Source organism: Ruegeria sp. BHSA163 (assembly GCF_059613365.1).
The window spans coordinates 1-25,310 of the sequence record NZ_JBXWSJ010000034.1; the positions used below are offsets into that span (position 1 = coordinate 1).

At 52.3% G+C, this 25,310-nt stretch carries 23 protein-coding genes; 11 read left to right on the forward strand and 12 right to left on the reverse strand.

Annotated features, from left to right (window positions below):
- The 3 genes from AC2FNV_RS15615 to AC2FNV_RS15625 form a co-directional block, all read right to left on the reverse strand.
- A partial coding sequence (locus AC2FNV_RS15615) for an ATP-dependent metallopeptidase FtsH/Yme1/Tma family protein (protein ID WP_496773808.1) occupies positions 1–992 on the reverse strand: 992 nt, incomplete at its 3' end.
- A gap of 196 nt (positions 993–1,188) precedes the next feature.
- Entirely contained in the window at positions 1,189–1,566 is a 378-nt protein-coding gene (locus AC2FNV_RS15620; RefSeq protein WP_170480775.1) for a nuclear transport factor 2 family protein, read from the reverse strand.
- Between the two features lie 256 nt (positions 1,567–1,822).
- On the reverse strand, positions 1,823–3,355 hold the full coding sequence (locus AC2FNV_RS15625; protein WP_170606295.1) for a bifunctional aminoglycoside phosphotransferase/ATP-binding protein: 1,533 nt from the start codon (positions 3,353–3,355) through the stop codon (positions 1,823–1,825).
- A 196-nt stretch (positions 3,356–3,551) separates the two neighbouring features.
- Here AC2FNV_RS15625 and AC2FNV_RS15630 point away from each other — a divergent pair, with 196 nt between their 5' ends.
- Positions 3,552–4,583 carry an AbrB family transcriptional regulator gene (locus tag AC2FNV_RS15630; RefSeq protein ID WP_170606293.1) on the forward strand — a complete coding sequence of 344 codons (1,032 nt, stop codon included), beginning with the start codon at positions 3,552–3,554 and terminating at the stop codon, positions 4,581–4,583.
- On the opposite strand, the gene AC2FNV_RS15635 is transcribed toward AC2FNV_RS15630, so the two are convergent.
- The 6 genes from AC2FNV_RS15635 to AC2FNV_RS15660 all read right to left on the reverse strand — a co-directional run bounded on the left by AC2FNV_RS15635 (position 4,552) and on the right by AC2FNV_RS15660 (position 11,161).
- Positions 4,552–5,532 carry a D-2-hydroxyacid dehydrogenase family protein gene (locus AC2FNV_RS15635; RefSeq protein ID WP_170606291.1) on the reverse strand — a complete coding sequence of 327 codons (981 nt, stop codon included), beginning with the start codon at positions 5,530–5,532 and terminating at the stop codon, positions 4,552–4,554. The two genes, AC2FNV_RS15630 and AC2FNV_RS15635, sit on opposite strands and share 32 nt — an antisense overlap.
- Positions 5,529–5,765 carry a hypothetical protein gene (locus tag AC2FNV_RS15640; protein ID WP_170606289.1) on the reverse strand — a complete coding sequence of 79 codons (237 nt, stop codon included), beginning with the start codon at positions 5,763–5,765 and terminating at the stop codon, positions 5,529–5,531. The genes AC2FNV_RS15635 and AC2FNV_RS15640 overlap by 4 nt, the downstream gene beginning before the upstream one ends.
- 51 nt (positions 5,766–5,816) lie before the next feature.
- Positions 5,817–6,905: a 4-oxalomesaconate tautomerase gene (locus tag AC2FNV_RS15645; protein WP_170606287.1), complete on the reverse strand. Its 1,089-nt coding sequence runs from the start codon at positions 6,903–6,905 to the stop codon at positions 5,817–5,819.
- Positions 6,902–7,969: an isocitrate/isopropylmalate dehydrogenase family protein gene (locus AC2FNV_RS15650; protein ID WP_170606285.1), complete on the reverse strand. Its 1,068-nt coding sequence runs from the start codon at positions 7,967–7,969 to the stop codon at positions 6,902–6,904. The genes AC2FNV_RS15645 and AC2FNV_RS15650 overlap by 4 nt, the downstream gene beginning before the upstream one ends.
- Positions 7,966–9,996, reverse strand: a complete 2,031-nt coding sequence (locus AC2FNV_RS15655; protein WP_170606283.1) for a tripartite tricarboxylate transporter permease — start codon at positions 9,994–9,996, stop codon at positions 7,966–7,968. Before AC2FNV_RS15655 ends, AC2FNV_RS15650 begins: the two co-directional genes overlap by 4 nt.
- Positions 9,997–10,072: 76 nt before the next feature.
- On the reverse strand, positions 10,073–11,161 hold the full coding sequence (locus tag AC2FNV_RS15660) for a type 2 periplasmic-binding domain-containing protein (protein WP_170480762.1): 1,089 nt from the start codon (positions 11,159–11,161) through the stop codon (positions 10,073–10,075).
- Between the two features lie 139 nt (positions 11,162–11,300).
- Between AC2FNV_RS15660 and AC2FNV_RS15665 the strand changes: the two genes are divergently transcribed.
- The 10 genes from AC2FNV_RS15665 to AC2FNV_RS15710 all read left to right on the forward strand — a co-directional run bounded on the left by AC2FNV_RS15665 (position 11,301) and on the right by AC2FNV_RS15710 (position 21,969).
- On the forward strand, positions 11,301–11,969 hold the full coding sequence (locus AC2FNV_RS15665; RefSeq protein ID WP_170480761.1) for a response regulator transcription factor: 669 nt from the start codon (positions 11,301–11,303) through the stop codon (positions 11,967–11,969).
- Positions 11,966–13,327, forward strand: a complete 1,362-nt coding sequence (locus tag AC2FNV_RS15670) for a sensor histidine kinase (protein WP_170480760.1) — start codon at positions 11,966–11,968, stop codon at positions 13,325–13,327. Before AC2FNV_RS15665 ends, AC2FNV_RS15670 begins: the two co-directional genes overlap by 4 nt.
- 182 nt (positions 13,328–13,509) lie before the next feature.
- Positions 13,510–14,523, forward strand: a complete 1,014-nt coding sequence (locus tag AC2FNV_RS15675; protein WP_170606281.1) for a GlxA family transcriptional regulator — start codon at positions 13,510–13,512, stop codon at positions 14,521–14,523.
- 139 nt (positions 14,524–14,662) lie between these two features.
- Positions 14,663–15,802: an aromatic ring-hydroxylating oxygenase subunit alpha gene (locus AC2FNV_RS15680; RefSeq protein ID WP_170606279.1), complete on the forward strand. Its 1,140-nt coding sequence runs from the start codon at positions 14,663–14,665 to the stop codon at positions 15,800–15,802.
- Positions 15,799–17,334, forward strand: a complete 1,536-nt coding sequence (betC, locus tag AC2FNV_RS15685; protein ID WP_170606277.1) for a choline-sulfatase — start codon at positions 15,799–15,801, stop codon at positions 17,332–17,334. Before AC2FNV_RS15680 ends, betC begins: the two co-directional genes overlap by 4 nt.
- Positions 17,331–18,125, forward strand: a complete 795-nt coding sequence (locus AC2FNV_RS15690; protein ID WP_170606275.1) for an SDR family NAD(P)-dependent oxidoreductase — start codon at positions 17,331–17,333, stop codon at positions 18,123–18,125. The genes betC and AC2FNV_RS15690 overlap by 4 nt, the downstream gene beginning before the upstream one ends.
- Positions 18,122–19,051, forward strand: coding sequence for a 3,5-dioxohexanoate:acetyl-CoA acetone transferase (kce, locus tag AC2FNV_RS15695; RefSeq protein ID WP_170606273.1), 930 nt, complete (start codon positions 18,122–18,124; stop codon positions 19,049–19,051). The genes AC2FNV_RS15690 and kce overlap by 4 nt, the downstream gene beginning before the upstream one ends.
- Before the next feature lie 10 nt (positions 19,052–19,061).
- Positions 19,062–20,303, forward strand: coding sequence for an aldehyde dehydrogenase family protein (locus AC2FNV_RS15700; RefSeq protein WP_496773815.1), 1,242 nt, complete (start codon positions 19,062–19,064; stop codon positions 20,301–20,303).
- A complete protein-coding gene (locus AC2FNV_RS15705) occupies positions 20,303–21,043 on the forward strand; it encodes an SDR family NAD(P)-dependent oxidoreductase (protein ID WP_496773817.1) in 741 nt (246 codons plus the stop codon). Before AC2FNV_RS15700 ends, AC2FNV_RS15705 begins: the two co-directional genes overlap by 1 nt.
- On the forward strand, positions 21,043–21,969 hold the full coding sequence (locus AC2FNV_RS15710; protein ID WP_170606267.1) for a 3-hydroxyacyl-CoA dehydrogenase NAD-binding domain-containing protein: 927 nt from the start codon (positions 21,043–21,045) through the stop codon (positions 21,967–21,969). Before AC2FNV_RS15705 ends, AC2FNV_RS15710 begins: the two co-directional genes overlap by 1 nt.
- A 48-nt stretch (positions 21,970–22,017) precedes the next feature.
- Here AC2FNV_RS15710 and gntH read toward each other — a convergent pair whose 3' ends face one another.
- The 3 genes from gntH to AC2FNV_RS15725 all read right to left on the reverse strand — a co-directional run bounded on the left by gntH (position 22,018) and on the right by AC2FNV_RS15725 (position 25,075).
- Positions 22,018–23,448 carry a guanitoxin biosynthesis MBL fold metallo-hydrolase GntH gene (gntH, locus tag AC2FNV_RS15715; RefSeq protein WP_170480736.1) on the reverse strand — a complete coding sequence of 477 codons (1,431 nt, stop codon included), beginning with the start codon at positions 23,446–23,448 and terminating at the stop codon, positions 22,018–22,020.
- Between the two features lie 27 nt (positions 23,449–23,475).
- A complete protein-coding gene (locus tag AC2FNV_RS15720; RefSeq protein WP_496773819.1) occupies positions 23,476–23,997 on the reverse strand; it encodes a DUF3299 domain-containing protein in 522 nt (173 codons plus the stop codon).
- Positions 23,998–24,223: 226 nt separating this feature from the next.
- Positions 24,224–25,075: a 5'-methylthioadenosine/S-adenosylhomocysteine nucleosidase gene (locus tag AC2FNV_RS15725; RefSeq protein ID WP_170606263.1), complete on the reverse strand. Its 852-nt coding sequence runs from the start codon at positions 25,073–25,075 to the stop codon at positions 24,224–24,226.
- Positions 25,076–25,310: the final 235 nt, after the last annotated feature.

A 25,310-nucleotide genomic window follows, 5' to 3' on the forward strand; every position in this document is an offset into this window, starting at 1 on the left:
CTTAGCAAAGCAGGATCCAGAACATCTGGTCGGTTGGTTGCTGCCAGTACAACAACCGCTTCGCGTTCACTAAATCCGTCTAGTTCCGCAAGTATTTGGTTTAGTGTCTGTTCCCTTTCATCGTGGCCGCCGCCAAGCCCTGTTCCGCGGGTGCGACCGACGCTATCCAATTCGTCGATGAAAATAATTGACGGAGCAGCCTTGCGCGCTTCCTCAAACAAATTGCGGACCCGGCCCGCACCGACGCCAACGAAAATCTCAATAAATTCGGAACCAGACGTGGAAAAAAATGGGACATCGGCCTCGCCAGCAAGTGCTTTAGCCAACAGCGTTTTTCCTGTTCCCGGCGGTCCAACCAGCAAAACGCCATGCGGGACTTCGGCACCGACGCGGGCAAAACGCTGTGGGTCGCGCAGGAACTCCACCAATTCTGCAACCTCGCGTTTAGCCTGATCCTGGCCCGCCACATCCTGGAACGTCACTTTCTTTGCGGATGCATTCGGTTTGGAAAAACGTCCGCTAAGCAGCCCTCCGGAAATTCCACCTGGACCGCCGGCTATCCCGCCTGTCATTCGCCGCTGTAGCCAAAAGTAGACTGCGAGAATAAATACCCAAGGCAGTAGATAAATGAAGATTGACGTTTCAGATGGTTCCGTCGCCGTTATGTCGACATCGTTGTCTTCCAGCAGCGCAAGCAAGTCCGGATCGCCATGGACCGGGACAACGGCACTGAAAGTTTGTCCGCCGTCCTTGTCATCGGACTTGGTATTTACAATAATGCTATGCTCGCGCAGTTCAGCTGATTGCACTCGCCCCGCACGGACAAGCTCTTTCATGGCGCTGTATGTCAGCGTGGTTGCTTGCTGATTGGCAGGCGGAGCAAAAAAGCTTGTAACAATCAAAAGTCCTAGAACAGCCGCAAGCGCAACGTAATACATCCAATCGGGCCAGTTTGGTCCGTCGCGTGGACTTTGATATGGCTCTTTCGGCATAAGTGAAGTCTTTCAATCGGATCGTTACTGGTTGTTTCGGGCTGGGTCGGGTTGAGCGGATTTCTCTAGTTAGTGTCTGACCGGAGTAAATCAGTAGGCTGACTGCACCGCGGTAACCGTGCTTTGTTATTATTGGAAAAATCCAAGTTACCGGTTCACGGCTGCACCAAGTTTAGCCGAACTGCAAGGTGGCTTTCTATTTTGGCAACATGAAGAACTCTTCGAGAATAATTTTGTCGTCCTCCACCGAGTAAATTGCGATTTCACGGAGAGTTATATGCTTACCCGTAGACTTTTGCGTTACCTCGGCCCTGTAACGAACGCCAAAGCGATTTGGAGGGTGAACGTAGGGGCCGTCCGCGTCGAGTTCATGGATTTCATGTGTTACCAACCAATCCTCTCTTTTCGCTTTGATCGCATCCCGTCCTTTAGTTATCCGAAACTGCCGCACAGGAGGCACGACCGCCTCTATTGATTGAGCGTTTTCGGCATACATTTCGTCAACGTTTGAGATGCCCCTGCGTTCACGCATCGCCTGCACAAAGGATCTTCCAATTTCCACCAAATCTTCCATGCGAACCCTCCTAATTTGGCGTTCACTGTACCACTGCTTGCGTTAGCCAATCTTGATAAAGATCAATGTACAAAAAAGCTCGTTTCTGAGGATGGCAAATGGCTCAGCTAAGGTTGAATACAGAATTTACTGCGCTTTTGGCGCCCTATGGCAATGTCGGGCAACCGATATTCAGCAACCTGGGTGACAGGATTTGGGCACGAAATAACCTTAGCGGGGCTAGTTCGAAGCGTCTTCTGCGTTGGGATAATCAAGTTTATTTATGCTGATCCAAACCCAACGCGGTCACGATTTCCAGCCGGGTTTCGTCAATAGAACAAGAGGTTGAAAGCAGCGTCCAAGAAACGGGAACCGATTTCCATTCAAGTTGCATCTCCAAAACATCCACAGTGGCGTCAGATGCTGACTTGGCCCGGGTTTGAAGGCGTCGTTTAAGTACTGCCGATGCGGCGTCCAGCCAAATACCATCAAAAGGAACATTAACTTCTCGCGCTACATTTTCGATTTTATCTCTTCGGCCAGGAAAATCAAAAACTGCATCAACTATCACCGGGCTCCCGGCCTTTAGCAGAGCCTTGGCGCGATGTCCCATCGAGTCATATACTGCATCCGAAACATCGCGATGATAGGCCTTTTCTGGTAGCGGCGTCTGCGGATCGACGCCAAACATTGCTTTGCGTGCCCGATCACTTTCTATCACTCTTGCTCCGGGGGCACCCCCAAACGCAGGTGCAATTTCGTTTGATATGGTGGACTTGCCGCTTCCACTGAAGCCACCAATTGCAACTAATCGAGGCTTCGTGTTTCCTAATAGGGATGTCGCCAAGTCATAGTAAGTTCGGGCTTCTTTCCGCTTGGCGTTTGCGGGGTTGTCTTGCAGGTCCTCAGACTGTGTTGCCAGAACATGCGCACGTACAGCTGCACGAAGTGCAATGAAGTACGGCAAAAGCGGAAAACCGTCCTCTTCTTGTGAGAAATCAACATAGTGGTTTACGACAAGGTTTGCGAGGTGTCGCAAATCCCTGTGCCAAAGATCCATTGCAAGAAATGCCAAATCGTACAAAACATCTACTGTAGCGAGTTGGTCGTTGAAATCGATACAGTCAAATAGCCTTGGTTCCCCATCGAAGAGGCAAATATTTCTTAGATGAAGGTCTCCGTGACAACGCTTAATACAACCGCGCGCGGCTCGCATTTCAAAGATCCCGGCCTTCTGTTTCAATGCGGTTTGGAAGGCTTCGTCTAGTCGGTCTATTTCAGAATGCGTAAACACCGAGCCTTGTTTAAAGCCTGCCTTGTTAATGCTCAGCACGGCATGGATGTTATCAACGCCACCGGTTTGGACCGGCTTCGCCGACTTGTGAGCCTTCGCAATTGTTTTTGCCAAAACACTCATAATTTCAGGGGTTAGTTCTCCTCGCAAGGCCACTTGGTCTAGTATAGTTTCTTGCTCGAAACGTACCATTTCAACAACGGTGTCAATGACTTCCCCGCAGTTGCCGAAACTTAGTGTTGAACCGTTTCGGCTGATATGACGCACGCCAAGGTAGATCTCTGGCGAAGTAATCTTGTTCAGCTTAAATTCTTTTTCACAGGCGTTGGAGCGAATTTCAGGAGTAGAAAAATCTGCATACGGCAGTTGGACCGCTTTTTTCAGTTTATACGCCCGGTTTCCCGCTAGAAAAATAATGGAGATATGAGTTTCGATGACTTCGATTGGTTCGTAGACGCCGTAAGTGGCAGGGTCTGATAGGAATGCAACTACTTTGCTTTGGTCTCCGACAATCATCTTGGACCTCGTGAGCCGAGAATAGGATGCAATCAGAATAGACTAGAAAAAGCCGAACTAATTTGAGACGCATCAAAGGATGCAAAAAACCTAGTGCGCTTGCATATTGCACTGCTTGGTATACAACCGCATACAAATAAGCTGGTATTTCTGGAGTCTAATCTTGTCCGCCCGGAATTCTCAACTCACACCAACAATGCAGAGGTCCCTAACATTTGGCCTCGCAGCGTTGGGCACGTTGTTGTTTTGGGCGGCAAACCTGCCACTGCCATTTTTGTTTGGTCCAATGTCCGCGTGCCTGATTGCGGCTTTGGCCAAAGCGCCGCTTAGGGGATTTGGTCAGGTTTCAGTTGCTGCGAGAACAATTTTGGGAGTGGCCGTCGGAGCGTCGATTACACCAGCCCTTTTCGCAGATCTGCCAAAGATGGCTGCGTCGATAATGTTGATCCCGTTCTTTATCATTTTGATCGCGCTTATCGGTGTCCCCTTTTTTCGCAGGGTTTGGGGTTTTGATGACAAAACAGCGTTTTATGCAGCCATGCCCGGTGGATTGCAGGACATGATTATTTTTGGCACCGAAGCTGGGGCTGATCCGCGTACATTGTCCTTGATCCATGGCACGCGCGTTTTGATCATAGTTACCTTGGCGCCTTTGTTTCTGACGGTCTTCTATGGCGCGGAATTGACTAACCCCGTTGGTGAGCCCGCGCGCGACCTTCCCGTGCATGAACTGCTGCTCATGGTGGCCGCAGCTCTTGTGGGTTGGAAAGGCGGCGAGAAAGTCGGGTTGTTCGGTGCCTCGATACTTGGGCCAATGATTCTGACAGCTATGCTGTCACTTGGTGACTTCATCCATTCACGCCCTCCTCGTGAAGCTGTACTGGTGGCCCAGTTCTTCATTGGCTGCGGGATTGGCGTACAGTTTACCGGTGTTACATGGAGTGAACTGCGCCGTGTGGTTGCCGCCGGTGTGGCTTACGTCACCATTTTAGCGATACTGGCAGCAGCATTCACAGCCATCGTCACCGCATTGGGCCTCGGCCGCCCAGTCGAGGCGTTTCTGGCCTTTGCCCCAGGCGGTCAGGCTGAAATGACAGTTCTCGCGATCGTCTCGGGTGCCGATTTAGGCTTTGTTATCACACACCATCTAACACGGATTGTATTGGTAATAATCGGCGCGCCGATTGCAGCCAATCTCATTCTGCGTTGGACCAAACCTCGGGATTGATCATGTGGATCGGTTCACCTTCGGCAAAGGCGTTTACTTGGTCAAAGATATCCGCGAACTGCAGATCAAACTCGTCTTCGGTGACAAATCCGATATGGGGCGTCGCGATCAAGTGCGGATGTGCCAGTAGAGGGTCGTTGGGATCAGTAAGTGGTTCAGTATCAAAAACATCGATTGCTGCCATGCCAGGACGGCCACTATTGAGGCTTTTGAGCAAAGCCCCCTGCGCAACTAGCCCTGCACGGGAAGTGTTCACAAACAGGGAACCTGGTTGCATCGCGCCCAAATCTTCTGCTGTTATGATACCGTTTGTTTCCGGTTTTAGACGCACGTGAATGGAAACAACGTCGCTGTTGGCAAAGAATGCCTCGCGGTTGGGTGCAATGATCGCGCCATCGGCAGTCGCGCGGGCGCGACCTGCGTCGGACGACCACCAGACGACAGACATTCCAAATGCTTCAGCATATCCGGCGACCGTGCGAGCGATACGCCCATATCCGTAAAGGCCCAATTGCCGACCACGCAGTGTTTTACCTACCCCGGCTTGCCAGCAACCCGCCTTGACAGATGCCATTTGCGCAGGAAGGTCACGCATGCCAGCCATTATCAGAGCCCAAGTCAGCTCGGCCGCGGCATACGAGGGTGTTCCTCCATGCATGTTCGAACACAGCAACACTCTGTTATCTGTACAAGCCTGCACATCGACATGAGGATAGACACTGCGCTGGCTGATTAGCCGCAGGTTTGGCAATTGCGTCAGTAATTCCCTTGTCACATTGGTGCGTTCACGAAAAAGTACCAGCACTTCGGCGTCCCGTAGGCGCGCGGCTAGCTCGGTAGAGCTTTCTACGTGGTCCGTCCAGACCGTAATGTCGTGTCCCGCCAGCTTGTCAAAACACGGCAACCCTCGAAGTGTGTCGAACCAATCGTCTAGAATGTGAACTTTCATCGGCTTTCAATGCTCATCCCGATATCCAACCTTCTTGGGGTTGGGACAAAATGCGGCGCTTCAAGAGCGGCGAGCGCATTTCGAATGCGCTGACTTTGGTCCAAAAGGTGATTGAACTGCTCGTCACAACCGGCAATCGGTGTTGGGTAGTCTGCCATTTCTCTCCGCAAGGCTGCTTGCGCAAGCCTGAGTTCCTGACGCGCGATCATGAGGCATTCAGAGTAGTCCGTCATTGTGGCTCCTCCTAATTGTATACTAAAGTATACCAAATGGCATCAACCCAATCAACTCCCACCCCAAACCTCTTTCGGGACATAAATATAGCCATCTGCCAGTTTGCGAGCCGTTCGAACCAGGCCTGCAGAGTTCAGGACAAAACTTTCATTATTGGAAAAGTCGATCAAGACGTCGATTGTTCCCGAAGCATGCTCAAGCTCAATTTCCGCAGGGCAGGAATTGGGGCGGTTTAGTAAACCATCAGAAACTGTTCCCGGCGTCAGTGCACAGGATGCCAAGCATTGGGCGCCAGTAACGGCCATCGTTGGATGAGTTTTCCATGGCATGAAATACCTGACGGCAATGGTTCCTCCGTCTTTGGCGGGTGCCAGAAGCCCAAACTTGGGAGTTACAGACTTCGAAACGTCTCCCATGCCCATTGCAAGACCGGCTTCGATCCTAAGTTTCTCCATACGGTCAAAGAACTCTTCGTTTCCATCAAGTTCTTCTGCGCTTTCGTAGCCTGACAAACCAAAGTCAGCTGCGCGGGCTATTACCAAGGGCATCGCGACATCCATGCAGGTCACTTCAATCCCTTGAATAGAGTCACGCAAGTTACCTGTGGGCAGGAATGCACCGGTCGAAGACCCTACTACGCCCATAAAACTCAACTGGATCGGAGCCGCCTGCCCGGGCACACCAGCAATCTGTGACCCGCCATCATAAGTCAATTGGCCACCGGGTGTTTGGACCTTGGCCTCTACCTGTGCACCAGTGTTGACTGCGCGAATGCGAACTTTGGTTTCTTCGCCCTGAGTCTGGATCAACCCCATTTCAATTGCTGCGGGACCAACACCAGACAGAATGTTGCCGCAGGTGGGCTTAAAGTCGACCAGCCTCTCCTCAACCGAGACCTGGGCAAAGAAATAGTCGATGTCTGCCCATTCATCATCGCTGGGCGAAAGCATTGCGACTTTGGTGGTAACTGCAGCGCCACCGCCAATTCCATCAATATTTAGTGGATGGCCGGCACCGATGGCGGCAATCAGAACTTCCGCCAACTTATCCAAATCCTGCGGCAAATCAGACCTGAGAAAATAGGGGCCGCGCGATGTGCCGCCTCGCATGAAAACGTAGGGTATTGCGGTTTGGGTCATCTCGCGCCCTCCTCAACAAGTTTGCAAAGAACTTCGGTGAATGCACTTGTGCCAAGCGTACCTTGCAGGTCGCGCGTGCGTGTTTCGGGCGATTCCAATGCAACTCCCACAGAGGCTCGGATAAGATCTGCTGCGTTAGTTTCACCGAGATGCCGAAGCAGCATTTCAACTGATAATACAAGCGAAACCGGATTTGCCACGTCTCTACCGGCGATATCCGGAGCCGAGCCATGCTGCGCCTGTGCAACCGCATGACGAGCACCGAAATTGAGGGACCCAGCCAGCCCCAAACCACCGGCTAGCTCTGAGGCGAGATCGCTTAGAATATCGCCGAACATATTCGTCGTAATCAATACGTCGAACCGTGTAGGATCGCGAACCAGATGCGCCGCAGCCGCGTCTACAAGCATTTCCTTATAGGCAACGGAAGGAAACTCTTTGGCGACTGAACGCGTGCATTCCAAGAACAAGCCATCCGTCATACGCATGACGTTTGCCTTGTGAACGACGGTAACATGTTTGGCCGGACGGGACGCGGCCAATTCGAAACCGGCGCGTGCGATGTCGAGACTTGCTTTGCGCGTCACCTTCCGAACAGCCAACGCAACGTCCGGTTCGGGCATAAATTCACCACAGCCTGCGAACATATTGCGATCTGCATAGAACCCTTCAAGGTTCTCGCGCATCACGATCAGGTCGAAGGATTTGCGCGAAGGTGCGTCTAGTCCGACCCATGTCTTGGCGGGTCGATGATTTGCAAAAAGCTCCAGTTCTTTTCGCAGTACGCCTGAAGGATTTCGCCCACCCTGTTCGACTGGCGGATATTCATTGTGCGAAACCGGACCAAGGATCACACCGTCGACAGACTCGGCGGCCTCAATCACCGACTGTGGGATCGTCGATCCTTTGGCTTTCAACGCAGCAAAACCGATATCCATCTTCTCGGTTTGGATCTTGCGATTAAGGACACGGCCGGCGGCTTGAACAACCGCCAGCGTCGCGTTCACGATCTCTGGCCCGATGCCATCCCCTTCGAGGCAAAGAAGCCTTAGGGGTTCTGTCATTTTAGAGGCCACGGCAGATCAACTAAACCCTGCAGAAGGCCGGGCGGAAAATCCCGGTTTAGTGCACCGGCCATGAAACACATAAAGCCTATGCCGCATGCGGTCAGGATCAGTGTAATCTGCCAGCTTGATCCGGCGCGAATGCGAAAGAAGGCGATCAAGAACCCGAATAGCGCAAGGATGAAGCCGACGACCCAAGTAGCTGCGATCAGACCAGCAAACCATGCCAGTGTGGACCAAAGCCCATGAGGTGCATTTGCATCCTCACCTGCGATTTCCTTGTCTGCAAAGATCGGATCGCCCTCGGGCCGTCGCATCATTTGGATTAACAAAACAACACAACAGAAGAGCGAGACTGTGCCGATAACCAGCGGGATAATCTTGTCGGTCATGTTATAGTTCGGGATCATATTGGCGTTAACCAAGGCCACAATCAAATAGGCCATAATAACGAGCAGAAAAATCAAAGGCGCACGCTTGCTGCCCGACTGAACCTCTCCTTCAGCCATGATCATCTTGGCCTGACGAACTCCAAAAATGACCGATACAACTGTAACCACGATCAAAACAATCACGATCGGGCTGAAGACATATTCCATACCCTCGCCAAAGCTTTTGCGAAACCTGAACGATGCGATCTGGAACGCTTGATTGGTAAACTTCTCAACTGGGTTAGACAGGACAAAGCCGATAAGGAAGGCTGGGCGCGACCAGTCAAACCGACGCAGGAATATCCCGATCAAACCGATCACGAACAGGGCCAGCAGGTCTTCGAAGTTCTGACCGGATTGAAATGCTGCAAAGCTAATCAGCATGAACAGGAACGGAGCCAGATATGTAAAGCGGATTGTAGTTAGCTTGGCGATACCGCCCGAAGCCGCGATGCACAATATGGTGCCCACAACGTTAGCCAGAGCCAGTAACCAGACAATCGAATAGGTGATATCGAGATTGTCCTTGAGCATGCTTGGCCCAACCTCGATGTTGCCTGAACCGAGCAGGGCGACAGCACCAATGAAGATTGCCATAGAGCCTGATCCCGGAATACCGAAAAGCAAGGTCGGAACCAAACCGCCGCCTTCCTTGGCATTGTTCGAACTTTCCGGGCCGATGACTCCACGTACTTCACCTTTGCCAAAGTTGCTTTTGTCTTTGGTTGATTGAACCGAGTGTCCATAGGCAATCCAATCTACGACCGAACCTCCGAGACCCGGAATGACACCAACGACCACGCCGATTATCGAACAACGAACAGACAACCAAATGTTCGCGGCCCAGTCTTTCACACCGTCAAGCCACCCGGCCCCCAGTGAAGCGCCCTTGGCAATCGAACGATCCTGTCGCAGCAGCGATACGATTTCTGGTACGGCGAATATGCCCAGCCCGACGATGACCAGTTTCAGCCCATCTGTCAGATAAGGAATGTCATAGGTCGCCATTCGCAGCGATCCACCGGCGTCTGCCTCACCGATGGTTCCGACCATCAGGCCCAAACCAGCCGCCGCTACTCCTTTCAACGGTATGCGACCCGCAAGGATAGCGACCATCGAAAGACCCAGAATGGTGATCATCAACATCTCGGGTAGGCCAAAAGCCAAAACTATAGGCCGCGCGACAAGGATGAACATTGTCAGAAATGTTGCACCGACCAAGCCACCGAAAAGAGACGATGCAAAGGCTGCAGACAAGGCCCGCGCTGCCTCACCATTCTTGGCCATTGGAAAGCCGTCGAGAACCGTCGCCTGAGATGCTGAACTGCCCGGGATCCCCATCAATACCGAGGCAAAGGTATCAGAGGTCGGAACGACTGCGACCATGCCGATCATTAACGCCAGTCCAAGGATAGGGTCCATTCCAAACATGAACGGCAGCAGCAAGGACAAACCAGCAATTCCACCAAGCCCAGGAAAAACACCTACGGCCAGTCCCATTACAACGCCGAGTACGAGATAGCCCAGAACGATAGGTTGCAGGATCAATCCCCACGCGTCACCCAGCGCAGGCATTGCAGTGGCAAAAACCTCCATAACGGCCGCCTTTCATTACTTTTTTGGGAATGTAATAGCGCGTGCCCTATGTTTTGGCACGCGCTGGGACGTCAGCCTAGTTCAGCTCGACACCATAGGCTTCTTTGAGCCAATTTAGTACATACGCCTTGGCGTCATCGTTAACGCTTGTCGCTGTTTGCAGTGCAGCCTTAGAGCCGTCGCCAACAAAAACGGGGTACTTGCCAACACGCTTGGAGGAAATCTCTTCAAAGTCACCTCGTTCAGTAACAGCCTGGAAGGCCGCGGTGTAAGCGTCGACAACTTCCTGAGGTGTATCACCGGGCAGAAAGGCCAGCTTTTGAACCGGGAAACCGGCGACAAAGAACGCCTTCCATGCGTCCCAAGCCTCGCCGCTGGTTTCGCAGCCATCGGTGGCTTCACAAACCTCTTTGAAGGTCGGGATATCGGGGAATGTCGGATCACGTACGATATTGCCATCGGCATCCAATGCGCCCCAGGTCATCATCGGCACGGCTTGGCCCGCCTCGACCAGCGGTACGGAACCGCCCAGGTAACCAGAGGATGTCTGGTAATCAATGTTTGCTTCGCCGCGTTCAAACATCAGGCGACCGTCGCCACGACCCTTGATACCGAACACGGGTTCTACATTCATGCCCAGCATCTGCCATGCCAGCAAGGGTACCAGGTCCAGACGCGTTGCACCCTGTGAGCCATATATGAAGTTGGTGTCCTTCAGCGCGTTTGCGGAGCCATCGAATTTGGCACCATCTTCAGCATTCAGATAAGCCACACCTCCGGTGCCGGATGCCATCACGGGAATCCAGTCATTGTACTCATATCGTACACGCGGGTCGCTTAGCAGGTATGGAAACTGGGTCGAGCCTGAGGTGCCAAATAAAAGAGTTCCATCGTCGTGCTTTTGTTCCTGGAACCAGTTCGCTCCCTTTGTCGATCCGGCGCCGGGCATGAATTTCACGACAACGGTGGGTTGACCCGGCAGGGCTTCTGACAGAAGCGGAGCAAAAAAGTTGGCCCACTTGGCCGAGCCGCCAGTTTCTGAGAATGGGATAACCCACTCAACAGTTTTGCCCGAGAAATCGACCTCCGCAGCGGCAGGCGCGGCCAAACCGACAGCGGCTATCAGTCCTACGACTGCGCGACGGGTAAAGTTTGAAATGGTCATTGGTTCCTCCCTATTGACCAGAAAACCACAGACGAGCTTGACGCGCCGCCGTGACATCAAATGAAACTGTGGGGTTGATTCCCCCTCCCATCTGGCAATCATGAGGCTTCAACCTTGCGTGAAACTTGCAGGAGTACGAATGCGGATCGTCATCGTCGAGGATAACGAAACCCTCGCCAACGCCATAGCTTATCGTCTGCGTGACCGTGGTCATGCGGTAGATGTTCTAACGGACGGAGACGCGGCAGAACTTCATCTAGGTCAGGAAGGTGCGGATCTGATTGTGTTGGATATCAATCTGCCGCGCCGTTCCGGGTTGGAGATTTTACGATCCCTGCGTGCCCGCGGGGATGGCGCTCCGGTAATTTTGCTGACAGCGCGTTCCGAGACGAGCGATCGGGTTTCGGGACTGGATATGGGTGCGGATGACTATTTGGTAAAACCATTTGAGATGGACGAATTGGAAGCGCGTATTCGGGCATTATCCCGGCGAAAACAGCTGGATTATGAGGCCAGCGAGATTGTCGGCGGGCTTGAGTTCGACCGCAGTGCACGACAGGTCAGCGTAAATGGCCAAGTCTTGGAAATTCCGCGTCGAGAAATTGCCGTATTGGAGTGCCTGTTGGAACGTCGCGGAAGGATAGTACCCAAAAGCCAACTCATCGATTTTGTATATGGCGTAGGCGCCGATGTAGAAGAATCTGCCGTAGAACCTCATGTATCACGTCTGCGGAAAAGGCTGCTGGATTTGGGTATCCGGATTAAAATGGCTCGGGGTCTTGGCTATTTGCTTGAGGTTCAAAAGTGAACCAACACGGATCGCTCAGGCGCAGGCTGTTTTTTCTGATTTTGACGCCACTGATCCTGATCGCGGTTTTGTTAGGGGTCTGGCGTTTCGCAGTCGCACAGCGTACGGCGCAAGAGCTTTTTGACGACAGTCTACTTTCTGCTGGTCTTGCGATTTCACGAGACGTGGCAATTTCTGGTGGGGACGCGCTGCTTCCGTCAACTCGCAACATGATCAGACAAGCATCGGGTGGAGAGATCTTCTACCACGTGACAGGTCCGGGCGGCATATATGTGACAGGATATGCGTATCCGCCGTCTTCTTCGGCGTCTGGCCAACAGGACCCCTATAAGCCGCATTTTTTTGAAGCTGAGTATCGAAACGAACCGGTTCGCGTACTTCGGATGACCGAGAGGGTCGCTTTGGAGAACCTTGTTGGAGACGCGACCGTCACCGCCTGGCAACTTACTTCGGACCGCAATGCCTTTGCCAATCAACTGTCGATACGCGCCGCTGTTTTAATGGGGATTTTGCTTGTTACGCTCGCCATAGTTGTCTGGTTTGGTGTCGCTCATGGTTTACGGCCTTTGTTGGATTTGCAGGACGCGATTGATTTGCGTTCACCAGATGACCTCAGTGAAATCAGAAGGCCAGTGCCCGCCGAGGTGCAAGGTGTCGTCAAAACCCTTAACCGCCTCTTTCGGCAGACGGAACAGAGCATAATTGCGCATCAAAGGTTTATTTCAGAAGCGGCACACCAGCTGAGAAACCCTGCGGCGGCGGTACAATCCATGGCCGAGGCACTGCAAGATGCGAAGACAGATCAAGACAAAGAAAAACGCATCTCTGAATTGGTCACTGCCGCCAAAAACTCGGCCACAGTTGCGGAACAACTTCTGTCCCTCGAGCGGCTCAGGTACCCGACTCGGCAAGATCAGATTGATGAGTTCGACTTTCGGAAAGTAGCCGAGGAAGCTGCAGCAGAAATGGGCGTTCAAATTCTTGCCAGAGGTATCGAATTCGAGGTCGCGATGCCCGATACCAAGGTCATTGTCTCGGGCGATCGGATTTTCCTAAGCGAGGCCATCAAGAATTTACTCGACAACTCATTGAAGCATGGTGGCGAGAAACTGAGCAAGATTTCGGTCTCCGTGCGTCAGGATGAAAAGGCCGTGATGTTGACCGTAAAAGATGATGGCAAAGGTCTGTCCCCGGACCAAAGTAAAACGGTTTTTGATCGCTTTTCGCAACTGGAGCATTCCGAAGGAAGTGGGCTGGGTCTTTCGATTGCATTGGCGGTCGCGCAACGTCACCGTGGTCAAATTACTATCGACAACGTGCCGCAAGGCGCGAGCCTTACACTAATGTTGCCACGATAGGGTTGCCGACTGACCAAACAAAAAGCTACGTGAAGTTTGAGCTCAACAGAGATCTCTAGAAAATTAACCAATGTAATTTGACAGAACAGAATTGAGCGGTAACCGACTTTTAAACAGTCTTGCGCATCTGACTCAAAAGTCATTTCCTGAATGCAGTGTCCTGCAATCTAGGTAACGGCGAAATGGCGAAGAACTCAGATGTTGAAACCCGTCTGGTGGTGATCGTTACTCCAAGTTTTAACATGTCCGCTACGATGAGCTTCATCGACCCGTTTCGAGCCGCAAACTACCTTGACGGTAAGTCCCATTTTAAATGGGTATTTGTATCAGAGTCCGGAGGGATTTGCCCCTCGAGCAATGGTACAAATATCGAAACTCAAGCACTGGATGAGATCACCGCTCAACCGGTGGATATCGCAATTGTGTCGTCCAGCTGGACGCCGGAAAAACATATGACAGTCAATATTGGCAAGGCGTTGCGCAACTGGGGCAGGGGAGGTTCGACCTTGGGCGCGTTGGATACCGGAGCATTTATTCTTGCGCAGGCCGGATTGCTGGTCGGTCATCGTGCAACTGTACACTATGAACATATCGACGCCTTTCAAGAGCTGTTTCCAGAGATTGAGGTTGTCGAAAATCTTTATGTACTAGACCGCAACCGCGTCACCTGCTGTGGTGGAACGGCATCGGTGGATTTTGCTCTTCAGATATTACAGGGAATACATGGCAGTGCTCTTGCGAATGCAGCGGCCAGATATGTTTTCCACGATCGGTTAAGAGGACCGACTGCGATGCAACAACCTGAAGGCAACGAGCCTTTGGGCGCAGTTATTCCCTCCACCCTCAAATCGGCAATTCAAGTCATGGAAGCCAATCTGGAAGATACGATTTCTCTCCCGGAAATCTGTAAGAGAGCTGGCGTTTCGCACCGTCAACTAAACCGATTGTTCGCGACATACATTAAAAAAGCTCCTGCGTTGTACTACCGCGATATCAGGCTTGATCGGGCGCGCGGGCTTGTCACACAGACGGAACTTCCTATCGCCGAAATTGCCATGGCGTCCGGATTCGACAGCCAAGTGCATTTCAGTCGTTCTTATAAGGAAAGGTTTGGCCTTCCGCCTAGTCATGATCGTATCGAAGGGCGCGTTCCATTCGAATACAGGGCTTGGCCAATGCATCGCAAATCCGGGTAGTATTTCGCAATCCGCTGGATGGCTAAAAAAGTAAAAATTGTGGCGAAAAAAGATAAGCCTGTTCGTGTAATTGTGAAGATCATATGCTCTACACATCAGTCACATGGGCTTTTACCGACCCAGAAATGTGGAGTCACTTATGAGCGAGCTTCCATCAAAAGAACAATTCGCGCGAATTTCTGACGGGTTCAATCCTGACCCCTTCAACACGAGTTCGTTGAAGGCCGAAGCTTACGTAGACCCAGCGTGGCATCAGGTCGACATTAATGAGGTTCTTGCAAAGAACTGGCAATGGGTCTGTCATGTCGAGAAACTTCGGACTCCGGGTTCCTTTGTAACCGCTGAAATCGCGGGTCGCCCCGTTGCCGTGATCCGGGATCGCGAAGGCGTGCTGCGTGCCTTCTACAACGTGTGTAAGCATCGCGCCCACCACCTGCTTTCGGGTGAAGGTGAAACCACACGCATCATGTGCCCGTATCACGCATGGGTCTACAAGCTGGACGGTCAGCTCGTACGTGCGCCTGAGACCGAGAACCTTAGTGGGTTCAGTACTGCTGACATCTGTCTGGACCAGGTACAGGTCGAGGAATTCGCGGGCTTTATATTTGTGAACCTCGACCCATCGGCGCAACCTCTTGGGACGGTATCTGGTGATCTGGAGACTGAAATTCGTCACTGGGCGCCGGATATTGAGCAACTGACCTTTGGTCACCGCCTGACTTATGACATCAAGTCGAATTGGAAAAATGTCGTCGACAACTTTCTTGAATGCTATCATTGCCCAACAGCGCATAAGGATTTTTGCGATCTGGTGGATATGGATACCTACAAAGTGACCACTTACGGTATCTACTCGAGCCACATGGCTGAAGCGGGCAAGAATTCAAACACTGCTTACGATGTATCTAACGCAACCGTGCTAACCCATGCCGTCTGGTGGCTATGGCCCACCACTTGCCTCATGCGTTATCCGGGGCGGTCTTCGATGATCGTGTTGAACATAATTCCCGTAGGTCCGGATCGAACGCTGGAGACTTATGACTTCTTCCTGGAAACCCCGGAACCGGACGAAGCGGAAATTGAGGCGATACGCTATCTCGACGAAGTTCTGCAGCGCGAAGACATCGATATCGTCGAAAGCGTTCAACGTGGCATGAGTACACCGGCCTTCACTCAAGGACGGATCGTTCATGATCCGAATGGCTCAGGAAAGTCGGAACACGCGGTTCATCACTTCCACGGTCTTGTGCTGGATGCTTACGCAAAGGCCGCTCCGTGACGCGGCCGAACATCGTTGTCGTGATGGCAGATCAACTGGCGCCGCATTTCTGCGGTCCTTACGGCCATCCATCAGTCAAAACACCGCATATTGATGCGCTGGCTTCGCGCGGAATGCGGTTTGACGCCGCCTATTGCAATTCACCGCTATGCGCTCCTTCACGCTTTGCCTTCATGTCGGGGCAGTTGATCAGTCGCATCGCGGCTTATGACAATGCAAGCGAGTTCCGCGCCTCGGTCCCAACTTTTGCACACTACTTGAAAGCGTTGGGTTACCGCACCTGTCTGTCGGGCAAGATGCACTTTGTCGGACCAGATCAGAAGCACGGGTTTCAGGATCGGGTTACGACCGACATCTACCCTGCTGATTTCGCCTGGACCCCGGATTGGGAAGCTCCGGATGAAAGGATCGACAAGTGGTACCACAACATGCAGACGGTCAAGGAAAGCGGAGAGGCCATCGCCACTTTCCAAACCGACTATGATGACGAGGTCGAATTCGCCGCCCGCCGCTGGCTGATCGATCGTGGCCGCGACCGGGCTGCCGGAGATGAGGCTCCGTTCTGCTTGGTTGCAAGCTTTATTCACCCTCATGACCCATATGTGGCAAAACCAGAATGGTGGAACTTGTACACGGACACAGACGTGCCGATGCCGGGCTTCACCTTGACGCCTGAAGAACAAGATCCGTTTTCGCGCCGGGTGATGGACGGGATCGAGGCAAGCTATGTTCCTTTGACAGACACTGAAGTTCTCCGTGCCCGCCGTGCATATCTTGCCAACGTCAGCTATTTTGACAGTAAAGTTGGCGCGATAACAAAGACGCTGAATGAAATTGGACAGCTGGACAATACTATCATCATTGTAACCGCAGATCATGGAGACATGCTGGGCGAACGCGGCCTATGGTACAAAATGAACTTTTTCGAACATTCGGCCCGTGTGCCTTTAATTATGGCTGGTCCAGGTGTTGGCCTGGGATCAACGCAGAATGCTTGTTCACTGTTGGACCTACTTCCCACCTTTGTCGAAATCGCAGGAGGCTCTGACGACATTTTTGGCGAGCCCGTGGACGGTCGCTCTCTGATGCCGCTGGCGCGCGGTGAAAGTGATCCGGTCGACGAAGCAATCGGTGAATACTGCGCTGAGATGACGCCGTACCCTGTCTTCATGATCCGGCGCGGGCCATTGAAATATATTCATTGCGATCCCGACCCTCCGCAACTTTACGATTTGTCACGCGATCCGATGGAACAAGAAAATCGGGCATCGGACCCGGCCTATGCAATGCAGGCTGAAGAATTTGCTGCCGAGGTATCGAATCGTTGGAACAGTGAAAAGCTGCGCGCCGATGTGATTGCCACTCAGAAATCCCGTCGTACTTTACATGCGGCGATGGAGGCCGGGGCGGGCGAAGCGTGGGATTACAATCCGCCGCGAGACGCTTCGCAGGAATATGTTCGCAATCATATGGATTGGACCGTCGCAGCTGCACGCTATCGATATCCGCCGCTGAAGGAGAATGACATATGATGCTGAAGGGGAAAACTGCGCTGGTCACTGGCGGGCGCGGGGGTATCGGTCGCGCCATAGTGTCCCGGTTTTTGCGTGAGGGTGCTCGTGTCTACGCCGCTGATCTGACGCCAGAAGGATCTTTGGCCTCGCATGACGAGGATGGCAGCGTCTTTGTCAAGTTGGACGTAACAAAGGAAGCTGATGCTATCGCGGCGATGGATGAAGTTTCCAATGCCTCAGGTAAATTGGATATTCTGGTTAACGCTGCGGGGATCGAGATCGAAAAGACGATCGAGCAGACAACGCTGGAGGAATGGAATCGGTCCTTCGCGGTAAATGTGACGGGAACATTTCTTACTTCGAAGCACGCGCTGCCACTTATGCGAATTGCATCGTCTTCAGGAACGTCGGCTTCGATCATTAACTTTGGCAGTTATGATGGCTTCATAGCAGATCCCGGCCTTGCCGCTTATTGTGCAACCAAGGGAGCAGTTCATGCGTTGACCAGGGCTATGGCTTGTGATCACGGACCAGAAGGTATTCGCGTTAACGCCATCTGCCCCGGCTATGTCGATACACCTATGCTGCAAAGTTTTTTTACCGGTGATGGATCAGGAGGCGACGGCAAAACAATCGACCAATTGCAAAAAGCCGTACGCGATGTCCACCCAATGCGCACATATGGCACCCCGGAAGACATAGCTAATCTGGTTAACTGGCTGGCCTCAGATGAGGCGCGATATGCAAGCGGTCAACTATGGGTTCTTGATGGAGGGCTGAGCGCGCAAGTTCAGCAGATGAAGCTATGAGCAAACCTATCATCATTACCTGTGCCCCTACCGGAGGCATACACACGCCGACCATGTCGAAATATTTACCGATCACGCCCAACGAAATCACCGAGGCGAGCATTGGCGCGGCCGAAGCTGGTGCGTCAATCATCCACCTTCATGCACGGAACCCAGAAACAGGCCAACCTGATCCTGACCCAGATCTTTTCATGCAGTTCTTGCCTCGCATCAAACAGGCGACTGGCGCAGTGATGAACGTTTCAACCGGAGGTGGGCTTGGAATGACCCGCGAAGAGCGTTTGCGCGCCGCGTTACGAGCGAGTCCGGAAATGGCCAGCATGAACATGGGATCGATGAATTTCGGCATTTTCCCGATGTTGCAAAAGTACTCTGACTGGAAACACGAATGGGAACCTCAGTTTCTGGACATGACGCGTGACTTCATATTTCGCAATACTTTTTCGGATATCGAATACGCGATGAAGGAACTGGGGGAAGGGCATGGCACAAAATTCGAGTTCGAATGCTACGATCTGGGCCACCTTTACAACTTGGCTTGGGTGGTCGATCAAGGATGGGTCAAACCGCCTTTCTTCATCCAGATGGTGTTTGGAATTCTGGGCGGTGTCGGGGCCGATCCCGATAACCTGATGCATATGCACACCATTGCTGAAAAGCTCTTCGGGGATAGCTATGAGTGGTCGGTGCTAGCGGCAGGTCGCCACCAGATGGCCTTCACAACACAAGCTGCAATCTTGGGCGGTAACGTGCGCGTAGGGTTGGAAGACAGCCTGTATATTGGGCCAGGTCAGAAAGCGAAATCCAACGCTGACCAGGTCCACAAAATCCGCTCGATCATTGAAAATCTTGGTCTAACGGTCGCCACGCCTGACGAGGCCCGAAAACGATTGGACCTCAAGGGCAACGACCAGACTGCTTTCTGACGGGGGCAAAATGCAGACAAAAATGCTGATCAATGGAGAGATGCTCGAAGGCGGCGGCAGTGCGTTGCCCATTCTGGACCCTGCGACTGGTGAAACAGTTGCCCATGTTCCTGAGGCCACACCTGAGCAGATCGAGGCTGCTACAGTTTCGGCACATGAGGCCTTTGAGACCTATCGCCTCGTCACACCAGCCGAACGCGCCGGATTGCTCAACACAATTGCCGACGTGATCGAAGAGAACATCGAGGAACTGTCAGAACTTGAGACCCTCGACGTCGGAAAACCGTGGCCGATGGCCCGGGACGAAGAGATGCCGCTGATCATCGATACTTTCAGGTTTATGGCAGGCGCCGCACGCACCATGAACGGATCGGTGGCGGGGGAATACGCGGTTGGCCATACCTCGATGATCCGCAAGGATCCGATCGGTCCGGTAGCTTCTATTGCTCCGTGGAATTACCCATTAATGATGGCCGCATGGAAAATTGCTGCCCCGCTGGCTGCTGGCTGCACTATTGTTATGAAGCCGTCCGAGATCACACCGATTGCCACGTTGCGGTTGGCGGAATTGCTGACCGACGTACTGCCAAAAGGCGTGTTGAATATATTACATGGCAGGGGGTCTTCCGTCGGGGATACACTGATAAACGACCCACGTATCGAAGGGATTTCCGTAACAGGCTCGCCCGCGACAGGTATGGCAGCAATGCGGGCCGCGTCCAACCAGATCCGACATGTGCATCTGGAGCTTGGAGGCAAAGCACCGGTTATCGTGTTTGACGACGCCGATATCGACGCAGTGGCCGAAATGATCCGTTACGGCTCGTTCTTTAACGCGGGTCAGGATTGCGCTCAGCCATGTCGGTTAATGGTGCAGAATGGTATCTACGACAAGGTCGTTGCTGCGGTTGCCGATCAGGTCGGCCAGATCAAGGTGGGAGCGCCAAGGTCGGATGGCGCCGAAATGGGTCCCGTCGTCACTTTGTCGCGGTTTTCGGATTCCGAAGATGCGCTTCGGACCGCCAATGCCGGACGTTATGGCTTGGCCTCGTCAATCTGGACTAAAGATCTTTCGACCGCGATGAAAATGTCAGCGCAGCTGCGTTATGGAATGACTTGGGTGAACACGCACGGGATGCCTGCTGCCGAAATGCCATGGGCCGCGATGAAAGGCTCGGGCACCGGGTGCGACATGTCCGTATATGCCTTGGATGCCTATACTTCGGTTCGCCACGTAATGGTGGCACACTGATGAGACTGGTGGGAAAAAATGCATTTGTTACCGGTGGACGTCAGGGCATTGGAAGGGGAATCGTTGATGCTTTTGTAAGCGAAGGCGCAGCTGTCACGACTTGTGGGCGCGGTCCCAGACCTGAGGGGTTATCTTCAGATATTGTTTGGCATTCACTTGACGTCACCGATGCCGTAGTGGTTCAGAAGCTGGCGTCGAATATGAAAACGACGGACATCCTTGTTAACAACGCGGGTGTTCAAGTTGAAAAGACAGTTACTGACAGCTCGGATGCTGATTGGGACGCGGTGATCGGTGTAAATTGCAGGGGTGTTTTCAATGTCTGCCGCGCATTTATTCCGCGCATGTTGTCGGGTGGATCGATCGTAAATATCGGCTCGATCTCAGGAAATGTCGCCGATCCATCAATGGCCCTCTATAATGCCTCCAAGGCATTCGTGCACGGTCTGACAAGATCAATCGCTGTTGATCATGGACCTGACATCCGCTGCAATGCAATTTGCCCTGGCTGGATTGAAACGGGCATGTTGGATGCCGGCTTTGATCTGGCGACCGATCCTGCAGTTGCCCGCAGTGATGCATTGGCGCGACACCCTTCGCGCCGGTTTGGCACCCCCGAGGATATTGCCAATATGTCGGTCTGGCTGGCATCGGATGAGGCCGGATTTGCAACCGGCCAGTTGTTTACAATCGATGGCGGCATGACGGCGGCCTCGCCACTAAATCCGGGATTATTCTGATGGAATTCCAACATACAGCGTGTTTGGGCGGTGGTGTTATTGGTGCCAGTTGGGCCGCCTTGTTTCTGGCCTCGGGCCGATCAGTTGCAATGTATGACCCGGAACCGGGTGTAGAAGCAAAAGTTCGCGCATATATCGAGTCCGCATGGCCCGCAATGGCCCAGTTGGGACTTACGCAAAATGGAACACCAGACGCTATCTCGTTTCATCCATCAGCTGCAGACGCAGTGAATGGGGCCTTGTTTGTACAGGAAAGCGTGCCCGAAAGACTGCCGATAAAACACGCAACTTTTTCTGCCATCGAACCTGCACTTTCTCCAGATGCGATTGTGGCAAGCTCGGCCTCTGGCCTTACTCTAAAGCAAATGCAGCCCGGTTGGGTTGATCCGGGACGTTTTGTGTTGGGCCACCCGTTTAATCCACCGCATTTGATTCCCTTGGTTGAAGTAATTGGCAACGACAAGACTGGTTGTGGCGTGGTGGATGCAACAGAACAATTCTATAAGAGCGTCGGCAAAACAACCATTCGGATAAACAAAGAGGTGCCCGGTCACGTAGCCAATCGTCTGCAAGCCGCAATTTGGCGTGAGGCTGTAAATCTTGTAGTTTCAGGAGTCGCGTCTGTCGAAGATGTCGACAAAGCCGTTTGGGCAGGGCCCGGCCTTAGGTGGGCTGCTATGGGGCCAACGATGTTATTCAACCTTGGGGCAGGCGAAGGTGGCCTCAAGGCGTTCTGCGATCATTTCTCGGACACATTCAATGGTTGGTGGGACGATTTGGGCGAAGTCCATCTAACAGAAGAAGTTTCCAATAAACTTGTCGAAGGCGTTGTGGCCGAGGCCCGCGGATTATCACCTGCAGAGTTGTCGCAAAAACGAGATGAACTGATAGTGGCATTGCAACAATCTATCAAGGATCTGCGCTGAAGCGGCGTCGGCGGGTTCTTACGACCCGGGCCGACTTTGTTTGCGCGTTTATTCTAATCCCAATGTCGCACGATTTGCTTTTCGTTTGGCCCATGTGTCACCCATGCCATCCCTGAAACTCGGAGGAAGATCTTCAAGCTCGATAACCAAGTCGCGGTCGGCGGTCGGCCATTCCTGCAATAGCTCAGGTTTGTAACCTTCTGGGTAGTATAAATCCGGATCGATTTCGGATGACCTGACATCCGCGTTCTGAATGTCTTCCCGAGATTTCGGAGGCGCAGGTACAACTAGTTGGTTGTTGTCAAAATTGAACTGCGGCGCCCGGTTGTTTGGGTAATCCGGAATTATGCCTTCACGTACCCAAATCTGGTCCTTTGTCACGTTTACGACGATTCCGTCCGGAGCCCCGAAATGGTAGGGACCTTTCCAGTGTTCGCGGATCTCAGCAACAGTTTCTTCGTTTAAGTAAGGGTCAAACGGCATGTGCGTCGTCATGAACATGCGGGGTTGGATTAGGTTTGCAACATAGCCAGCTGCATAACCGGGAGTGTGGTGCGTATCGATCGTGTAACGCGCCAGAAACGGCGGAACGCCCTGAACGCCGGCGCTGATTTCAACAAGTTCAGTCTGGGTTTCCGTCACATACACATCGCAACCCTTGGCCCATTTGACGTCTCTTTCATTCGGCCGGCCGTCGCCTGTCCAAACAAAGCACAGGTCATTCCAATCGAGGCGATAGGCCGAAGCTCCATCCTTGGCGTGGCTGCGTTGCCAATGGATTACCTTGACGCCGTTCTCATCAAGGATCACGCCACCTTCGTCTGTGTAGTCGAACTCGTTGACTTCAATGTCGTGCCCCTGTCCAACCGGAAAAACGCTGAACGCATCGGTATGCCACCGCACCATCTGCTTCATGCCTTCGATCATTGATGCTAGACCGTATTCAGGCGCGCTGCCGGATGGGCCAAAAACGCGTAGCGGATTGTGCCACCGGCCCGCCCAACCGCCGAACACATATATGTACGGTAGCGCGTTGTAATGATCGACATGCAAGTGGGTAATAAAAATCTTGTCGAGTTCGTTCAATGCAATGTTTGATGCGTTGATATTAGCAACTGAACCCTCGCCCACATCGAACAAATAGTTCTCGCCATTGCCTAATTGAACAAGGATCGAAGTATTCATTTGTCCGGGGCGGATAATCGGAGAGGTGCCCATGAATATGATGCGCATCTCGTTAGGTTGAATGTCCTCGGTTCCTGGGAACCAATTTGAAGCTGAATTCAACCAAGGGTGTGGAGAGATACCCTCGAACAAAAGCCCTTCCTTCCACCTTTCGCCGGGAACTCCACCAAACAAAGCAGCACGCATGTCCTCGACCGTGGAAGTTTCAGCAACCGGTGGAGGCGTAGGGGTTTGCGTCTGAACAATCGTTGGAAAGGCGGCCAATGCCATCGCGCAAAGTCTTTTTAAGATCATTGTCTTTTCCTTATCCCTGTTGCCGGCTCAGAATTCGACTTTTTCGAATTCCTCCACCTGCATTGAATATGAAGAATGTGCTAAATCCGTTTCCGCAAATACGGTACGCAATACGCCTACGGCGTAGACTGGTTCAAACATCCCCTCGATTGTTTGTGGTCGCTTTGAAATTGCGTAAACAACCTGATTGGGCGGTGGTGGCGGCACGTGGATGCAAGCACCGATAAACGGTACGAGAAGGAACTCGGTCCCACGTGTTTTGTCGAATTCGAGAGAGACAAGAAAACCCGGCAATCTCACTCTTTGGTGGTTGAGCTCGGGAACAATTGCATAATGGCGGGGGTCGCTGAACGTCCGGCTGGGCAGCGAAGAGTGGGATAATGCCTGCCGGTCGTAGGACGCTCCTCTAGCCTTTAAGGGAACCAGGTCCTTCCACCTAATTTCGTGCGGCAGATCTGAAGCTAACACCGAGCGTATGCCGACAAAAGCAGTCGGAGCACTTAATAAAAAAGCTCGCCTTGTTGTGAGCGCGGACACTGTTTCAGACACCCAATTTCAACGTTTCTAAAATGTTAAACCAAATCCGGTTTTTCATTCATATTATCGAATGAATTATACAACGCAATGATTGCAACGTTCGAATTCGGTTGCTTAAGAAATTGTAAGAGTGACCTCGGGCAGCCCAATCAAGAATTTGATTTCAGTCATGGTTTGATGTCTTAGGACGCAGCAAGTTTTGGGCCGCCTGTCTTGGAAGACCTGTAAAGGGCGTGTTTCAGTCCAGCTCGGAAATGAAAGCTTCGATCAGGTTTGCGAGATTGGTTCCCGCTAACGACATGAATATGTCAAATTGGTTATGCCCGCTTTCGCCGCCTGCCAAATCAGACAATGCTCGAAATGCTAAAAAAGGGATCTCATTTGCATCTGCTACTTGGGCGATTGCCGCAGACTCCATGTCCAGAACACGAGCGTCAAAGGAATTATGGGCCCATTCTCTAAATTCAGCATTGTCAACGAATGCGGTTCCGGTGACACCACCGCCCCCGATATGGACCTCTGGAAAATGATCAAGCTTGAGACCTTCAGCGCTGACGGCAGTCAGTTTGACTTTCTTTGAAGCTCGTTCTGCAACCTCAAGATATTTGGCATCGGCCGGAAACCAAAATCGACTTTTTCCATGACCCGCAAGTTCCTCGAACGTGCCGACGTTGATAGTATGCATCATCCCAAACCTTGGAAACTGCGAGGATAAAAAAGTAGGTAGTTCGAACCCATTTTCTGTTTTTCGGGCGAAAGCCATCTCCATGTATTGTCCCCAGCGAGTGGGAATAGAGATGTCACCGATCGTAAGATTAGGGTCAGCCCCACCTGCAACGCCGGAAACGATTATTCCAGTGATGTCAAAATTATCGATCGCAAGTTGGGTGGTCATTGCAGCGTTGACCATCGAGACACCCGAGGAAAACACGATAACCGGCCTACCGAGTAGTTCCCCGATCAAAAACTCCCGATTTAAGATATTCAGTGAACTTGGATTTTCCAGCCTACTGCGGAGCACCTCAATTTCTGGATCAAAAGCAGAAATGAGAGCTAGCCGGGATTTTTTGTCGACGGACTGCGCGATCATTTTACCTCCGAAAGGCGCTGTAAACTGAACACCAATCCATGAATGAAATCATCCTTTTCTTTAGGCGCCAAATAAGCTCCCAAGGTCAATGCGACTGCAAACAATTTGGACAATCGTATCAAGAGAAGATGGTCACATTGACCATCCGGTTTTCGAATTTGTACCCGTGCTTCCAAGAACAGCAACCTTGTCCTAATTAGTGATCCGGATGTCGGTTTTCTTTATCAAGAAATAT

Coding starts and splice junctions, on each gene's coding strand:
- AC2FNV_RS15620 (WP_170480775.1), bottom strand. CDS start 1,566: ATGGAAGATTTGGTGGAAATTGGAAGATCCTTTGTGCAGGCGATGCGT.
- AC2FNV_RS15625 (WP_170606295.1), bottom strand. CDS start 3,355: ATGATTGTCGGAGACCAAAGCAAAGTAGTTGCATTCCTATCAGACCCT.
- AC2FNV_RS15630 (WP_170606293.1), top strand. CDS start 3,552: ATGCAGAGGTCCCTAACATTTGGCCTCGCAGCGTTGGGCACGTTGTTG.
- AC2FNV_RS15635 (WP_170606291.1), bottom strand. CDS start 5,532: ATGAAAGTTCACATTCTAGACGATTGGTTCGACACACTTCGAGGGTTG.
- AC2FNV_RS15640 (WP_170606289.1), bottom strand. CDS start 5,765: ATGACGGACTACTCTGAATGCCTCATGATCGCGCGTCAGGAACTCAGG.
- AC2FNV_RS15645 (WP_170606287.1), bottom strand. CDS start 6,905: ATGACCCAAACCGCAATACCCTACGTTTTCATGCGAGGCGGCACATCG.
- AC2FNV_RS15650 (WP_170606285.1), bottom strand. CDS start 7,969: ATGACAGAACCCCTAAGGCTTCTTTGCCTCGAAGGGGATGGCATCGGG.
- AC2FNV_RS15655 (WP_170606283.1), bottom strand. CDS start 9,996: ATGGAGGTTTTTGCCACTGCAATGCCTGCGCTGGGTGACGCGTGGGGA.
- AC2FNV_RS15660 (WP_170480762.1), bottom strand. CDS start 11,161: ATGACCATTTCAAACTTTACCCGTCGCGCAGTCGTAGGACTGATAGCC.
- AC2FNV_RS15665 (WP_170480761.1), top strand. CDS start 11,301: ATGCGGATCGTCATCGTCGAGGATAACGAAACCCTCGCCAACGCCATA.
- AC2FNV_RS15675 (WP_170606281.1), top strand. CDS start 13,510: ATGGCGAAGAACTCAGATGTTGAAACCCGTCTGGTGGTGATCGTTACT.
- AC2FNV_RS15680 (WP_170606279.1), top strand. CDS start 14,663: ATGAGCGAGCTTCCATCAAAAGAACAATTCGCGCGAATTTCTGACGGG.
- AC2FNV_RS15690 (WP_170606275.1), top strand. CDS start 17,331: ATGATGCTGAAGGGGAAAACTGCGCTGGTCACTGGCGGGCGCGGGGGT.
- kce (WP_170606273.1), top strand. CDS start 18,122: ATGAGCAAACCTATCATCATTACCTGTGCCCCTACCGGAGGCATACAC.
- AC2FNV_RS15700 (WP_496773815.1), top strand. CDS start 19,062: ATGCAGACAAAAATGCTGATCAATGGAGAGATGCTCGAAGGCGGCGGC.
- AC2FNV_RS15705 (WP_496773817.1), top strand. CDS start 20,303: ATGAGACTGGTGGGAAAAAATGCATTTGTTACCGGTGGACGTCAGGGC.
- AC2FNV_RS15710 (WP_170606267.1), top strand. CDS start 21,043: ATGGAATTCCAACATACAGCGTGTTTGGGCGGTGGTGTTATTGGTGCC.
- gntH (WP_170480736.1), bottom strand. CDS start 23,448: ATGATCTTAAAAAGACTTTGCGCGATGGCATTGGCCGCCTTTCCAACG.
- AC2FNV_RS15725 (WP_170606263.1), bottom strand. CDS start 25,075: ATGATCGCGCAGTCCGTCGACAAAAAATCCCGGCTAGCTCTCATTTCT.